This window comes from Streptomyces sp. NPDC021096, assembly GCF_040641275.1.
Classification (GTDB): domain Bacteria; phylum Actinomycetota; class Actinomycetes; order Streptomycetales; family Streptomycetaceae; genus Streptomyces.
In genome coordinates this window covers 40619-54735 of the sequence record NZ_JBFADG010000005.1, presented here as the reverse complement: position 1 = coordinate 54735, position 14117 = coordinate 40619, and the positions used below count along the sequence as shown (strand labels likewise).

Genomic DNA, 14117 nt, shown 5'->3' with positions numbered 1-14117 from the left:
GGAGGGTGAGGAAATCCTCTCGGTGCGTCTTGAGGCGGCAGCCGCCGCCCCGACTCTCAGGAGGTCCGCCATCAACAGCATTCGTCGCGTGGCCGCCGCTGCCGCGGCAGGCATCCTTCTTGCCCTCGGGAGCGTGGCCGTCGCCACGCCTGCCCATGCCGACAACGAGGTCGGGAAGGCCTACTGCGCCTTCGTCGGGGTCGTCTACGCCCCGGCGCAGTTCGCCGGGTGTGCGGATCTGGAGTGAGAGCCCATCCGCCATGGCGCGCCGACTCCCTGCGTGCCGCGTACCGGGGTCTCCGCCGGCCAGGGCCGGCGGGGGCCCCGCGCCGTTGAACGGAGCAGCCCATCGCCTTCGGCATTCACGGTGTCAAGTAGGCGTGGAAGACGTTCTCCGGGTCCCATGCGGCCTTGAGTTCCTGCAGGCGGTCCCAGTCGGCGGGCGCGTACGAGAGCCGGGCCCGGGAGGCGTCGGCTTCCAGGTCCGTCTCGGCGATGTAGTGGCCGCCGTGGCCCGACGGATCGACCGAGGCCATGGCATCCCGCAGCCACTGCGCGTTGGCCCCGTCCGCGGCGGGGTCGTTCCAGATCGCGTAGCACACGAGGTAGGACTCACCGAGCGTGGAGAAGGCCATGTTCCGCAGGAGAGCGGGGTCTTCGGATACGGGCAGCACCGGCGCGAGGACGACGGATTTGTCGGAGGGCGCGTGGGCTACCGCGTCGGCCATGCGGTTCAGTTGGGTCTCGTAGGTCTCCCCTGACCACAGCGTGTCCGCCGCGTACCGGTGCGCCGAGGGCCATACCGCGTCGGCGCCCTGGTGCAGGCGGGCGAACGACGTCGGTTCGGGCGCCTGGAGGAGGACGGCGCTGTCGGCGAGGGGGCAGGACTTTGCCGGCGAGAGAGCGGCGAGTGCTTCCTCGTGTGTCGTGGCGAACGCGGTCATGCCGACCAGTACCCGTGGACCGGGCGGGGCGGTGGCGGTCGGTTCGCCGGAAGCCGTGAGGACCAGGGCCGTCTCGACGTTCGCCGGGAGTTCGCGTGCGACCCCTTCCGCCCAGGCCGCCACGGGGCCGGTCGCGGCCAGTGGGAAGGTGAGGCTGGTGGTCACGACGGCCCCCGGGTGGGGGTGCAGGCGGAGCCGGAAGCGGGTGACGACGGCGAAGAAGCCGGGCCCCGCGCCGCGGGCGGCCCAGAAGAGGTCGGGGTTCTCGGTCTCGCTGCACGTGACCGTCCGGCCGTCGGCGGTGACGGCCTGGATCTCCAGGACGTCGGCGCATGACGGTCCCCACGCGCGGGAGTTCCACCCGAGTCCGCCGCTGAGCAGGAATCCGCCCACCGCGACGGAAGGACAGTGGCCCACGGGAAAGGCGAGGTCGTACGGGGCCAGTGCCGTGACCAGGTCCCGCCCGGTGGCGGCGGGCCCCACCGTGGCCGTCATCGACCCCGGGTCGATGCTGCACCGGCGGAGCCCGGAGAGGTCGAGCAGCAGGCTCCCGTCGCGCAGCTGGGAGCCGGACCAGTTGTGTCCACCGGAACGCGTCGAGACGCGCATCCCCTCGGAGCGTGCGCAGGAAAGGGCCTCGGCGACGTCCCGCTCGGAGGCTGCCCGCACGATGGCCTCGGGGAAGCGCTCCGGCTTGAGCCCGTTCCACACGGCGGCGGCCCTGGCGCTGTCGTAGGCGGGGTCGCCCCGCCGGATCAGGGCTCCTTCGAAGCGTGCTGCGGGAGAACACCCGGGCATCATGACCTCCTCGAGGGGCCGGCCGGTCGCGGCCGGTGGGTCGCGGCCAGTGGGGCCGGTGGGGGGCGGTCAGTGGACGGTCAGGCCGAAGATCACGATGAACAGCAGATAACAGAGCACCACTACTGCCGCCCCCGCCACATGGACGCGGACACCGCGCGCGCGGCTGGGCACGAGCCAGAACGCGAGGCACTTGTTCACCAGAGGCATCAGCAGCCAGGTCAGTGCGCTGACGCTCAGCACGTTGCCGATGAACAGGCCGACGTACCCCGGGACGTTGAGCTCGTCCAGCTCGGCACCCACGGTCAGGTTCAGCACCATGACGGTGGGATAGAGCGCCAGGATCACGGACATGGCCTGCTTCCAGTTGGGCGGAGCGGTGTCCTGCGCTCCCTTGCCGAAGCGGAACCAGCCGCTGAACGCGGAGCCGACCTTGTGCACGTCGTAGGAGACGAAGTAGGCGCGCCCTTCCTCGAGCAGTCTGCTGCGGACATCGGACTCGAGCCATTCCTCGAGGTGCGCGCGAGAGTCGAACCGGAAGACGACGACCCAGCGTTCCTGAACCCCTTCGACCGGTTTGAACAACTCGGACCCCATGAATCCGGGGTACTTCTCCTGCGCCTTGAGGACCTTCTCCTGCCAGCGCAGGAAGCCCTCTTCGCGTCCGGGCTTCACCTCGTGGGAGACGACGGCGGTGACGGTCTCGGGGGCCTGTTCGGCGGGGGCGCCACCACGGAGCACCTCTTGTGTCGGTGGCCCTTCGAAGAATCTCCGGCCTTCCGCGAGAAGTTCCTGCCGGCGGTCCGACTCCAGCCAGGCGGTCAGGTAGTCGATCCCGGAGAACCGGAAGACCGTCACCCATTCGTTCTCGGAACCGGCGCCCGGCGGGTACACCTCGGAGCCCTCGAACCCATCGAATTCGCGGGCGGCCTCATTCGTCCGGTTCTGCCAGCGCTGATACTCGTCGACGTGGCCCGGTCGCACTTTCTGCGAGGTCACGACGGTGGCGTGATCGGCCGCGGAGTCACGGCTTGCACGTGGACTCACGTAGAGTAGCCTAGTTCATATAGTATTTATGCGGCAAACCGGGCATGTGATTGCCTGCTCCGCGAGCCCCTCCACAGCGGGAGACCGACACCGATGGGAGCTCCGTGATGGAACACAAAGAACTCATCACCGAGGCGGTGCGCCTCGCCACCGAGTCCGTGGAGAACGGCTGGGGCGGCCCCTTCGGTGCAGTGATCACCCGCGACGGGGAGATCATCGCGCGTGGACAGAACCGGGTCCTCCTGACCGGCGACCCCACGGCCCACGCCGAAGTCGAGACCATCCGCAAGGCCGTGCAGTACCTCAACCCCGAGGCGCCGTCGATCGCCGAAGACCGTCAGAACGAGAGCACCCTGGCCTACGTCCCCCGCCCTGACGGCTCACCGGACCCCGTGCCCGAGCGGGCCCGCATGCTCCAGGGCTGCTCCATCTACATCAGCGGCGCTCCGTGCCCGATGTGCATGAGCGCCATCTACTGGTCCCGGATCGACGCCGTGTACTTCAGCCGCAGCCTGGAGGACACCCGAAGCATCGGCTTCGACGATTCGTTCCAGTACGAGGACTTCGGGAAGCCGCTCGACGAGCGGAGGATCAAGATCGAGCAGATCCATCCCGAAATCGGCGCCCACGCCTACGACGCGTGGACGAACAAGCCCAACCGGCACCCGTATTGACCTGGCGGACGCGCCTTCGGGCTCGCGAAGCCGGCACGGCGTCGGCCCTCCGGCGCGTCAGCCACGTCTGGCGGCGCATGGTGAGCAGGCCGACGAGGTCGAGGTTCTTCAGCACGAGATTGATGGTGACCTGGGCGGCGATGTGCCACCGGGGAAGGGCGTGCCTGCGCGCGAACTTCCGTGCCGCGCCCGCCTGACGCAGGACGTACCACGCCGCCACGGCCGCCGGCACGAGCGGCTGCCCGTGGACGACCAGCACGACGAGGTAGATCTCGCACAACCAGAACCCGCCGCGGCTGATGACATCGGTAAGCGTGCCGACGGCGAGGTAGGGATACCGCCAGACCCAGCCCGTGACGAGGGCGGTGAGTCTCACCCGCCAGAAGTTACGGGCGTTCCTCAGCCGTTGGCCGAGAAACTCACGGCCGGTGCCCGGGTAGCGTGAGCACACCATGGCAGTGCGCTGGTAGACAGTGCGGTAACCGGCCCGCAGGGTCAGCTCGGTCAGACGGGTGTCGTCCCCGACGACGCACCGGCGCCCGAGGAAGGACTCGTTGACGAAGGCGTCGGCGGCCTCCGCGAGCACCGTACGCCGGTAGACCGCGGTGCGCCCGATGAGGCACATCATGGCCCGGCCCGCCGCGGTGAACGCGGACAGCCTGCCCTGTCCCTTGAAGCGTTCTCCCGCGTACTCCCAGAAGCTGTCCGGATCGAGGGCGTACTGGGCGGTCGCGACGCCGCCCACCCGCGGGTCGGCGAACGGGGCACACACCGCGTCCGCCACGCCGGGCGCCCAGACGACGTCGGAATCGACGAGTGCGACCAGGTCGGCGGAGACGGCCTGCCATCCCCGCCGCAGCGCCTCGCGCTTGTCCGCCCTGTCGGTGGTGAGGACGCGCACGGGAAAGCGGCGCGCCATCTCGAGGCAGGCGTGGTCGTCCACGTGTACCACGCAGACGACTTCGGTCACCTCGTTGGAGAGCCACGATTCCAGCGCCCGCCGGAAGAGCAGCGGGTCCTCACGGTAGACGGGCGAGACCACGGCGAGCGGCCGGCGGTAGGCGGCCGTGACGGGCCGGTAGCGTCGTCCGACCCGTCGGTGGGCCGCGTTCACGGCCCACCCGAGGGCGGCGAGGGCGGCGGGCGGCACGGCGGTCAGGGGTACGGTGCGAACGAGGGCACAGGGTGGTCCTCCGCGCTCCGGCCGACGAGACGGCAGGACGTGATCGGTCGGTGTCCTTCGCCGTCCACGGTTCCCGTTCGCCGGGAAACTCGAACGTGCCGCCGCCCTCATGTCCCGTTCTCGCCGGTCGGCCGACCGGTCGGCGCGAGGACATCCCGGGCCCGGTGTGAACCGCCGGACGATCTGCCATGCTGCCGACCATGGTCGGCATATCTTCCTCGCCGGGGCCGCAGCGTGTTCCTGGACCACAGGAACCACCGGCACCGGCCCGCATCGTGCTGCACGCCATCAATGGCGTCGGGGCCGGTCACCTGGCCCGCCAGACCGCGTTGGCGCGGCATCTACGGTCGCGGCAGCCCGGGCTGGATCCGGTCATTCTCGGTTCCGGTCCCGCCGTGGAAGAGGTCTGCGGCGACGTGCCGGTGATCGAGCTGCCGTCGATGGGACGGGCGGGACGGTACCGCGACGAGCCGGCCCATCCCGACATGCTGGCCGCCATCACGGCGATGACGCACGCGGCTCTGGCGGGCCTGCGCCCCCGGGTGGTCGTCCACGACACCCTGGTATGGCCGACTGTCGAGCGGGCGGCGGCACTGGTCGGTGCGCGGCAGGCGATCTGTCTGCGGCCGCGCCGGGATCTCGCCGACTACCTGGCCCGGCCGGACTGCCCGCTGCGGCGGATGGACTTCGTCTTCGTTCCCGACGATCCGGCCGGACATCCGGAGTTCAGGCACCAACTCGCAGCGGCCGGAATCCCGGCAGCCTGGACGGGTCCCGTCTTCCGGACCGCCGCTGCCGGACCGGCGGAGACCCGCGAAAGGCTGGGCGTCCCCGTCCCGGATCGGCTGGTGGTGGTGATGTCCGGCGGCGGGCGCGGCCACGGGCCCGAAGCACGGGAGCACTTCGACTACAGCCTGGCCGCCCTCGCGCAGGTGACCGGGCCCGGGCTGTCGGTCCTGCTGGGGCTCGGCCCGATGTTCCGCTCCCGGTTGGAGATCCCGGCGGGATTCCCGCACCGCCTCACCGTGCTGCGCGGCTCCCGCGAACTACCCGACGTCCTGAACGCGGCGGACCTGGTGATCTGCCGCGGAGGCTACGGGTCCTTGCACGAGGCCACGGCGGGAGGCGCCAGAGTCCTCGCCAGTCCCGCCCCGCGGAACTTCGACGATCAGCGGGCCCGGGTCGAACAGTTCGCGATCGACAGCGCCTGCGAGGTCGTGGAAAGCACCGTCCCCGAAGACTTGGCGGTGCAGATCGGCCGCGCGCTCAAGGCCGGGAAGGTCCGGGGCGGGGCGAAGACGCCGTGGCGGGAGTCGCTCGACCAGGTGGGAGAGCGGCTGGTGCACCTGTCGCGCCAGGACGGGGACGTTCCCCGGGGCCTGGCCGATCAGTTCATGTACCGCTGAGCCGCAGAGCCTCACTTCCACGCCTCGAAAGCCAAGAACCTCGCGCATCTCGCGGCCACCGGCCGCTACCTCGTCAACCTCGACGCCGACAACCACATCGGCGACACCATCCCCACCTGGCGCACCCTCTGGGAAGAGGATCCGCACCTGGTGATCCGGGGTTTCAGCCCTAACGCGGACGGCCGGCTGGACCCGGGCAACGGTTCGTACGGACGCATCGGACTTCCCCGCGCAGCCTTCGACAAGCTCGGCGGATACGACGAGAACCTGCTTCCGATGGGCTGCCAGGACAGCGACCTGCTGGACCGGGCACGCGCCCACGGCATGCGCGTGGTCCGCGTGCCCCAGCAGGTGCCGTTCGCCATCCGCAACACCGATGACGAGAAGGTGAAGTACACCGGGAGCTCCTTGAGCTGGCACGACATGTGGCAGCGAAATCTCCGCCAGGCCGAGGAGAACCTGCGTCTCGGACGGCTCACGGTGAACCACGACCGCACACCGGTCAAAGTCCTGCTCAACTTCACCCGGCAGATAGAACTCTGACCCACGGGCTGGAGGATCCGGGGCCTCTGTCTGAGAAGCCCCGATGCGGCGCGTTCTGCGGCGCAATGCGCCTGTTGTGCTCACACGCGCCGGCATCGTGCTGACGAGGCGCCGTGCCGGCGGTAGTGCTGCCCGGGAAGCATGGGGCCCGTTGCGTGACCTGTACCTGTCGATTGGCGGGGGGCCGAATCATCCTCGACAGCACTCGAGAAAGAGGGAGCGACATGACGGCGCAACAGGTGGAACAGGGGAAACTCCAATCCCAGGACAACGCCCGTCCGTTCTCCGCTCCATCCGCCGCAACCCTACGGTGGCGCGGAGCAGCGGTAGCGGCGCTCATTTCGCTCTACGGATTGATTGCCTGTTACGCAGCCGATTCGTCGCTCCCGACCAATGCGCTGACGCTTCCCGGGCAGAATCAGCAGGCTATTCGCTCGCTACTCCCGGAAGGATGGGCGTTCTTCACCAGATCTCCGCGCGAGAAGGATGTTCTGCTGTGGCGACGGGTGGGAAATCAGTGGCAACAGTGGTCCCTGAATCAGGCATCCGCAACGGAGTGGTTCGGGGTGAAGAGAGAACAGCGCGCCCAGAGTGTTGAAATGGGGTTGCTTCTCTCGCGGGCTGTGGAAAAGGGGGCGCACTGGAGTGACTGCGAGGCCGTTGATGTGGCGAAGCCTCTCGGGGAGATCGTTCGGCAGTGTGCGCATTCTCCAGGGAAAGCGGGTCCCCCGGTGAGGGTGCGCAGTGGGAGCCCAACGCCGACTCTGTGCGGTCCGATTGCCCTCACCAGGCAGGAACCACTGCCCTGGAGTTGGGCGCGCTTCGGCGTCGAGGAGCAGATGCCGGTGCAGATTCTCCGCATGGAGGTGTCATGCTGAGGCGTGATCGTGATCCGCTGGCGCGGCTCGGAGTGTGGGCGACACAGACACTGTGCACATCCCCCTTCACCAATGTCTACGGTGTGGCCCGTAGCCTGCTCGCTGCGGGAACCCTGATCACGTTGGTGTTGAACTCAAGCGACACTCTCTTCACCGCGGGAAGCGGAATGGAGCCGCCGCCCCAGTGCGAAGGAATCTCGGCCGCTTCCGCCTATTGCTTGTGGGGGCCGGAGCCGGGGCGATGGTTCTCCATCGCCGTCCTTCTCGTGGTAATTACTGGATTTTTCCCACGATGGACGGTCGTACCCCACTGGTATGTCGCCTTCAGCCTGAACGTCTCGGCCTCCATTGTGGATGGAGGCGATCAAATCGCAGCCGTGCTGACGCTGCTGCTCATCCCCGTCGGCCTGTGCGATGGACGGAGAACCCACTGGAGGGAACCGACGCCGGTCGGCACTGCCCCGGGCAACTGGATGCTCACCGGGTGGGTTGTGGGTTGGATCGGCATCTTCGCCATCCGTTGCCAGGCAGCCGTCGTGTATTTCCATGCCGGCGTCGCAAAACTCGGGGTCGCCGAATGGGCGGACGGAACTGCCATGTACTACTGGCTTTCCGATCCGGTGATGGGAGCGCCCGCCTGGCAGCGGTTCCTCATTGATCCGGTCATCCGTAACGATGTCACGGTCTCCCTCTTCACCTGGGCGGTCCCTCTGGGCGAGGTCGCATTGGCGATCGCGCTCGTGCTCCCGTCGCGTCGTTGGCGACCCTTTCTGTGGGGATCCATCATCTTCCATATCGGCATCGCAGTGACCATGGGGCTCATCTCCTTCTCGCTCACGATGATCGCCCTGGACATCATCTTCCTGCATCGTGCCGATCAACGGCTCTCCTGGCCGACCTGGACCAAGCCGATCCAAACGCATTCCCTATCGACGGCGGAACTGACGAAGGGGCCCACGGAATGATGCGATCCAAATTGAAGCTGGTCTCGTGGGGGCTGGCAGTGTCGACGGCAGCAGGATGGCTGTGCGTGGCTTCGCCCACGTTCGCCAGTGAGCAGAGGGCGCTTTCTTCTGCTCGTCAAGACGCCGTCGCGTACGATGCGCGAACCGTGTTCCGTGGTGTCTTCTTCGGGCATGGTCCAGTCGGAGCCGCGCTGTCCCGCCACTTCCCCGGTCTCCCTGCCGCCACTGCCCGGTCGACGGCCGAAGAGAACAAGCTCATGGATCGACTGGACGAAACGCATCCGGGCGTCATCGAGGACTTCCGGGCAGCCGTGACCAGCGGCTCCCACGTCCGCACCAAGCAAGCACTCGTCACCACCAGCCGCGTCGTCGTCGACACCGTCCGGCCCAGCGGCAGCCCTCTCGACCCGGGTGACCCGTCGGGGAAGTGCCTCGCCCTCTACCTGGCGGTGGCCGTCTGGCAGTACGCCTACGTCGATACGTACCTGTGGGAGTTGTACAAGTTTTGGCGAGCGCAAGACGCGGATCGCGTTCTCAGGGCCGACGACTTGGTCCACGACGTCATTCGGATGTCGGGACGCCACTGAACCGCTTACGAGCGAAGGGATCTGTGAGACGCGATGAAACTCAGAGTGCGATGCGTGGCGTGGGGACTGGCCATGTCAATGGTGGCAGTGGGGCTGCATGCGGCGTCGCCCACGTTCGCCAGTGAGCAGAAGGTGCTTTCGTCCGCTCGTCACGACACCGTCGCTTACGATGCGCGGACCGTGTTCCGTGGTGTCTTCTTCGGGCATGGTCCGGTCGGGGCCGCGCTCGCTCGCCACTTTCCCGGTCTCCCCGCCGCCACTCCTCGATCGACCGCCGAGGAGAACAAGCTGATGGATCGGCTCGAGGAAACGCGCCCGGGCGTCATCGAGGACTTCCGGGCAGCCGTGACCAGCGGCTCCCATGTCCGTACCAAGCAGGCGCTCGTCACCACCAGCAGCGCCCTCATCGACACCGTCCGGCCCAGCAGCGACGAACTGGAAGACACGCAGCCCAGATTCCTCTTCGCCTTCTTCTTCGTGCGCCTGGTGTTGGTGCTCTACGTTCGCGTCACGAAATTCAGGGCCGCTACGGAGGAAGGGGCTCTGGGGCTGGACACGTTGACGCACGACGTCATTACGGCGGCGCATGCCTGAGCCTTGAGCAACGAAGCCCCTCTCCTGGCGGCAGGAGAGGGGCACGAGATCACTTCTTGCGGCGCTTGCGGGGCGCGGGCACGGTCGGTGCCTCGGTCTCGCGGGCGGCGGCGAAGAAGGGCGCCATTACTTCTTCGTACTGCTTCAGGGATTCGGGACCCAGGTCGACCTCGAGCCACTTGGGCACCTGGATTTCCTTGATTTCCGTCACCGGGGAACCGTCCTCGTCCACCTCCCCGGTCAGGTCCTCCATTTCCTCGGCCACCGTTACGGCGAACTTGACCGTGGTCAGATTGTCGGTGACCTCGGGGGCGAGGTCGTCGAAGTCGATCCGCTTGACGTAAATCGTCGTCGTGATCGTCTGACCGCCGACCTCGATCGTCTTCACGCCTTCTTCCACGCTGGGCTGACCCTTGTGGGATTCGTCGACCTCAATGAATTTGGTGCCCATGGACGGCGCCTCTCCTTTCTCACTGCTGTGGGTAAAGTCTAGTGCAGCAAGGGTTGTTGACGCCAATTCAGATGAGGGTGTGCCGTCCTTGCGTGCCCTTTTCGTGTGGGAGAACCGAATCACGGGCTGTACGGATAACTACCTTTTGGTGAAAATTGTGTGTCCGTCACCACGGAATGCCGCTGGTGTGCTGCAGCCCCCCGACGCCTGCGCGATCGGGGCGTCAGCTACTCGCACGACTCCTCGAGGTACGTGCGCGCCATCGCGCCGGCGCGCGTGAACCAGTCGGCGAGCACGGCGACTTCGTCCGGCGTGTAGTCCGCGAAGAGCTCCGCGAGGAGCGTGTAGTACGGCCCGTAGACGGCTCGCACCCGCTCGGCGGCGGCCGGGACGGCGACGACGCGCACGCGGCGGCGGTCGGCGGGGTCCGGCTGCCGGGTGACGAAGCCGCCGCGCTCCAGACGGTTGAGGACTCCGGTCACCGCACCCGTCGTGACGTGCGCGCGCCCGGCCAGGTCGCCGGCGGTGACCGGGGAGTCCCCGGCCTCCAGGACGTACGCGAAGCAGATGAGGTCCGTCACGCTCAGGCCCAAGTTTCTTGCGAACTCCTGCTGTCCGACGATGCTCGTCGCGATGAGGCCGTCCATGGCGCTGATCGCGTCCGAGGCGGTGGCGGCGGGGCGGTTCTTGCCCTCCATTGAAAATCCCTTAGTGTGTAAGATAAATTCCTCACTTGCTAAGCCATCATAAGTCTGGCGCCGTAGCGGGGCCGCGGCATGCCGTGGCCCGGGCGGCGGGTAGGAGGGGGCAGGTATATGAGCGGACATCAGCACGACGAGGGCCACACCATCGCCGGATGGACCGGTTGCGTCATCGCCACGGCCGGGGCCGCGGTCGCCGGCGCGGGCATTTGCGGCTGGCGCCCGGGGATCTGGCTGGGGCTCGGCGTCATGGCATCGGCGTTGCTGGTCACTTGGGCCCTGCATCTCGCAGGCTGGGGCAAGCCGCCCGGCCCGCGGCCTGCAGACCAGTGGGCGATGAAGGTACGGGACCGCGCCGCGCGCCACGGGCACACGGGCTGCCTCGGATGCCGACTGGCCGGACGCCGCGGCGCTCCGCGACGCACGGACGCCGCACCCGAGGCCATGCCCGCCGACATCGCTTCTCGTACGAGCGCGCCCGCCGATCTGTCGTCCTGACGGCAGTCAGGACGACAGGACCGCAGCCGCCGCCGGCGCGCGGTTCCAGCGCATGCGGGACCACGGCAGGGCCAGCCGGCTCTGGTCGGGCACCTCTCGCGGCGCGAGGTCCTCGATCCGGGCGGCCTCGCGGTGGCGGGCGTAGACGGTGTCGACGTAGCGGTGGCCGGTGTCGGCGGCGATGAAGAGGATCGTTCGTTCGGGGGAGCGGTCGCGTTCGTGGCGGGCGGCGAGGTAGCCGGCGCCGGTCGACAGGCCCGCGAAGACCGCGTGTCGGCGCAGCAGGTCGACGCTGCCGGCCAGGGCCGCGTCGAAGGAGATCCAGTGCAGGGTGTCGTACAGCTCGTGCGAGACGTTCCCGAAGGGGATGGAGCTGCCGATCCCGGCGATGATGATCTCGGGGTCGGAGACGTGCTCCGCGCCGAAGGTGACGCTGCCGTACGGCTGGACGCCGACCAGTTCGACATCCGCCGAACCCGCCGAACCCGCACGCAGGTAGCGGGCCAGGGCTCCGGTCGAGGCCCCCGAGCCGACGCCGCCGACGACGGTGAGCCCGTCCGTGCCGGTCGCCTCGCGGATCCGGTCGGCGATCGCGCGGTAGCCGAGGTAGTGGACGTCGTCGTGGTACTGCCGCATCCAGTGGTACTCGGGGTGTTCGGCGAGGATCTCGTGGATCCGCTCGACGCGCCGCTTCTGGTCGAGCTTCAGATCGCTGCACGGCTCCATCTGCTCCAGCGTCGCCCCGAGTACGGCGAGCTGGGTGCGCAGCGTGTGGTCCACCGTCGTCGAGCCGACGATGTGGCAGCGCATGCCGTGCCGGTGGCAGGCCAGGGCGAGGGCGTACGCGTAGATGCCGCTGGAGCTGTCCAGCAGGGTGTCCCCGTGGCGCACCGCCCCGGTGTCCAGCAGGTGGCGTACCGCGGCGAGGGCGGAGACCACCTTCATCGTCTCAAAGCGCAGGCAGACGAGCCGGTCGTCGAGGCGTATCAGGTCCGGGCGGCCGATCGACTCCGCGATGTGTTGGTCCATCCAGGATCTCCTTGGTGGTGGTGAACGTCGTGAAGGTCCGGGTGGCGGGGATGCCGTGGGCGTCCAGGGCGCGCAGGCAGCTGCGGACGCGGTGTCGCAGGCCCGGCGCGGCCGGGTCGAACAGCACGCCCGCCACCGCTCCGCTGTGCGCGATCTGGACACCCGCCGCCCCGACCCGGCGGGCGATTGCGGTCAGGGCGTCGAATTCCGGGTGGCCGAGCACTTGTTGGCCGCGCCGCGCGCTGGCGGTGGCGACCTGGCCGAGCAGCCGTACGTCGCCGGTCGCCACCGCCCGGCGCAGCCGCGTGCGCATCCGCTCCCAGGCCCGTACGTCACTGTCGCCGGGCTCGCGTACGGGCAGGGACAGGGTGTCCACGGGCGCGCCCCCGCCGAGGGCGCAGCCCACCACGACCAGCGGCGGCAGGGCCGGGCCGAGGACCTCCAGGACCCGGCCCTCCCGCTGGGCGAACAGCACCGGGCGGCCGTCCAGCATCAGCGGATCGCAGGCCGACTCCGCGCGCACGGCCAGCCGGGCGACCGTGTCGGGGGCCGGCCGCAGCCCGTACGAGTCCGCGACCGCCCGCACGGCGGCGATCACGTCGCTGGTGGAGCTGCCCATGCCCAGGCCCACCGGTATGTCACCGGTGAGCCGCAACTCCCCGCCGCAGGGCGGCCGGCCGGTCCGCTCCGCGCACTCCGCCACCGCGAGGGCCGCGGCCCGCGCGGCCTTCGTACGGTCGGCGGGTACGACGGTGAGCGCCTCGGGCGCCGTGCCGGGCCGGCGGACGAACTCGGCGCTGCTGCCCGGCCCGGCCATCGGCAGGGTGACCAGGCCCGCGCAGCGCCGCCCTTCGTCGTCGAGGAAGACGCCCTGGAGGATCTCGCCGTGGTGGCAGGGGGCGTACCCGGTGCCGGTGACCTCCCCACCGGCACCGGCACCGGGCACGGCCGTGCGGGCGGCGGGAATCATGCGCCGCCCACCGTCCGGTAGCGGTACAGACCCGTCTCCTCGGCGCTGAACTGGGAGAAGGGGAACGGTTCCGCGGACAGGGCGGTGACGCCCGAGCCGAGGAAGGCGCGGGCGACGGCGCTGCCGGTCTGCGCGTAGACGATCAGCGGGATGCCCCGGGACCGGCAGCGCTCCAGGATGGTGTCGAACGAGCCGTTGCTGAGGGTCATTCCGGTGGCGACGACGGCCTCGGCGCGGTCCAGCACCTCGTGCATGTCGTCGGTGACGGGGTCGCCCCACTGGGTGGCCTTGAGGTTGAGGTCGCAGGGCAGCGGCCGGCCGCCGCGCTCGCGTATCGCCGCGATCAACGGGTTGACGACGCCGATGAGGCCGACCTTCGCGCCCTCCTCGATGTCCAGCAGGCCGGCGATGGCCGCGTCGCGGGCCTTCGCACGGACCTCCGGGGTACCGGCTGGCAGGGTGACGGGCTCGGCGTCGCCCGCCTCGGCGGCCACGCGGTGGGGACGGGTCTCGGAGAGGTAGGCGTCGAGGGCGGCGATCCGCAGCGGACGCGGGGCCTCGCGCAGCAGGACGTCGAGCGGGGTGCCGGAGGAGTCGCGGCAGATCGCGGGGTCGATCTCGCCGGCCTCGAAGGCACAGCCGCCGAAGGAGCCGCCGAGGCGGACCAGGACGTACTGGTTGAGGTAGGTGGTGTCGCCGCCGGCCAGGCGGGTGCCGTGGTGGATCCAGAACACGCTGGTCGCGACGAGTTCGGAGGGGAGCGGGCCGTGTTCGCCCGCGAGGACGGCCTCGACGAGGGCGTCGACGGTCGGTGCGAGGGAAGGGGCGGGGGAGGTCCGGGTCATGGGA

General features: G+C 69.2%; 17 protein-coding genes. 9 read left to right on the top strand and 8 right to left on the bottom strand.

The genetic code is table 11. From position 1 onward, the window contains the following. Nucleotides 1–88: 88 nt before the first annotated feature. Nucleotides 89–247: a hypothetical protein gene (locus tag AB0G59_RS10745; RefSeq protein WP_360910119.1), complete on the top strand. Its 159-nt coding sequence runs from the start codon at nucleotides 89–91 to the stop codon at nucleotides 245–247. Nucleotides 248–362: 115 nt separating this feature from the next. On the opposite strand, the gene AB0G59_RS10740 is transcribed toward AB0G59_RS10745, so the two are convergent. Together AB0G59_RS10740 and AB0G59_RS10735 are read right to left on the bottom strand one after the other, a co-directional pair. Then, a complete protein-coding gene (locus tag AB0G59_RS10740; RefSeq protein ID WP_360910117.1) occupies nucleotides 363–1745 on the bottom strand; it encodes an FAD-binding oxidoreductase in 1383 nt (460 codons plus the stop codon). 66 nt (nucleotides 1746–1811) lie between these two features. After that, entirely contained in the window at nucleotides 1812–2789 is a 978-nt protein-coding gene (locus tag AB0G59_RS10735) for an antibiotic biosynthesis monooxygenase (RefSeq protein ID WP_360910115.1), read from the bottom strand. A gap of 107 nt (nucleotides 2790–2896) precedes the next feature. Here AB0G59_RS10735 and AB0G59_RS10730 point away from each other — a divergent pair, with 107 nt between their 5' ends. Beyond that, a complete protein-coding gene (locus tag AB0G59_RS10730) occupies nucleotides 2897–3463 on the top strand; it encodes a nucleoside deaminase (RefSeq protein ID WP_071966962.1) in 567 nt (188 codons plus the stop codon). On the opposite strand, the gene AB0G59_RS10725 is transcribed toward AB0G59_RS10730, so the two are convergent. Further along, nucleotides 3381–4613, bottom strand: coding sequence for a glycosyltransferase (locus AB0G59_RS10725; protein WP_360910113.1), 1233 nt, complete (start codon nucleotides 4611–4613; stop codon nucleotides 3381–3383). The two genes, AB0G59_RS10730 and AB0G59_RS10725, sit on opposite strands and share 83 nt — an antisense overlap. 428 nt (nucleotides 4614–5041) lie before the next feature. On the opposite strand from AB0G59_RS10725, the gene AB0G59_RS10720 reads away from it, so the two are divergent. The 6 genes from AB0G59_RS10720 (at nucleotide 5042) to AB0G59_RS10695 (ending at nucleotide 9619) form a co-directional block, all read left to right on the top strand. Then, the gene (locus AB0G59_RS10720; RefSeq protein WP_360910111.1) at nucleotides 5042–6052 is read left to right on the top strand and encodes a glycosyltransferase; all 1011 of its coding nucleotides are present in this window, start codon (nucleotides 5042–5044) and stop codon (nucleotides 6050–6052) included. A gap of 150 nt (nucleotides 6053–6202) precedes the next feature. Beyond that, nucleotides 6203–6595 (top strand): galactosyltransferase-related protein, encoded by a 393-nt coding sequence (locus AB0G59_RS10715; protein WP_360910110.1) that lies wholly within the window; start codon nucleotides 6203–6205, stop codon nucleotides 6593–6595. A gap of 224 nt (nucleotides 6596–6819) precedes the next feature. Continuing rightward, nucleotides 6820–7473 carry an SdpA family antimicrobial peptide system protein gene (locus AB0G59_RS10710; protein ID WP_360910109.1) on the top strand — a complete coding sequence of 218 codons (654 nt, stop codon included), beginning with the start codon at nucleotides 6820–6822 and terminating at the stop codon, nucleotides 7471–7473. Further along, the gene (locus tag AB0G59_RS10705) at nucleotides 7467–8438 is read left to right on the top strand and encodes a sporulation-delaying protein SdpB family protein (RefSeq protein ID WP_360910107.1); all 972 of its coding nucleotides are present in this window, start codon (nucleotides 7467–7469) and stop codon (nucleotides 8436–8438) included. Before AB0G59_RS10710 ends, AB0G59_RS10705 begins: the two co-directional genes overlap by 7 nt. 257 nt (nucleotides 8439–8695) lie before the next feature. Beyond that, nucleotides 8696–9025 (top strand): hypothetical protein, encoded by a 330-nt coding sequence (locus AB0G59_RS10700; protein ID WP_360910105.1) that lies wholly within the window; start codon nucleotides 8696–8698, stop codon nucleotides 9023–9025. Between the two features lie 54 nt (nucleotides 9026–9079). Beyond that, nucleotides 9080–9619 (top strand): hypothetical protein, encoded by a 540-nt coding sequence (locus AB0G59_RS10695; protein ID WP_360910103.1) that lies wholly within the window; start codon nucleotides 9080–9082, stop codon nucleotides 9617–9619. 49 nt (nucleotides 9620–9668) lie between these two features. On the opposite strand, the gene AB0G59_RS10690 is transcribed toward AB0G59_RS10695, so the two are convergent. Both AB0G59_RS10690 and AB0G59_RS10685 read right to left on the bottom strand, forming a co-directional pair. Beyond that, nucleotides 9669–10070 (bottom strand): hypothetical protein, encoded by a 402-nt coding sequence (locus tag AB0G59_RS10690; protein WP_360910101.1) that lies wholly within the window; start codon nucleotides 10068–10070, stop codon nucleotides 9669–9671. 227 nt (nucleotides 10071–10297) lie between these two features. Next, nucleotides 10298–10768: a MarR family transcriptional regulator gene (locus tag AB0G59_RS10685; protein WP_360910099.1), complete on the bottom strand. Its 471-nt coding sequence runs from the start codon at nucleotides 10766–10768 to the stop codon at nucleotides 10298–10300. A 117-nt stretch (nucleotides 10769–10885) separates the two neighbouring features. Between AB0G59_RS10685 and AB0G59_RS10680 the strand changes: the two genes are divergently transcribed. Continuing rightward, complete coding sequence (locus tag AB0G59_RS10680; protein WP_360910097.1) at nucleotides 10886–11269, top strand: HGxxPAAW family protein; 384 nt, start codon at nucleotides 10886–10888, stop codon at nucleotides 11267–11269. A 6-nt stretch (nucleotides 11270–11275) separates the two neighbouring features. On the opposite strand, the gene AB0G59_RS10675 is transcribed toward AB0G59_RS10680, so the two are convergent. The 3 genes from AB0G59_RS10675 to AB0G59_RS10665 are packed head-to-tail and all read right to left on the bottom strand — an operon-like array spanning nucleotide 11276 to nucleotide 14113. Further along, the gene (locus AB0G59_RS10675) at nucleotides 11276–12298 is read right to left on the bottom strand and encodes a pyridoxal-phosphate dependent enzyme (protein WP_360910095.1); all 1023 of its coding nucleotides are present in this window, start codon (nucleotides 12296–12298) and stop codon (nucleotides 11276–11278) included. Next, a complete protein-coding gene (locus AB0G59_RS10670) occupies nucleotides 12219–13268 on the bottom strand; it encodes a GHMP kinase (protein WP_360910093.1) in 1050 nt (349 codons plus the stop codon). Before AB0G59_RS10670 ends, AB0G59_RS10675 begins: the two co-directional genes overlap by 80 nt. After that, on the bottom strand, nucleotides 13265–14113 hold the full coding sequence (locus tag AB0G59_RS10665) for a DUF364 domain-containing protein (protein ID WP_360910091.1): 849 nt from the start codon (nucleotides 14111–14113) through the stop codon (nucleotides 13265–13267). The genes AB0G59_RS10670 and AB0G59_RS10665 overlap by 4 nt, the downstream gene beginning before the upstream one ends. Between the last annotated feature and the right edge of the window lie 4 nt (nucleotides 14114–14117).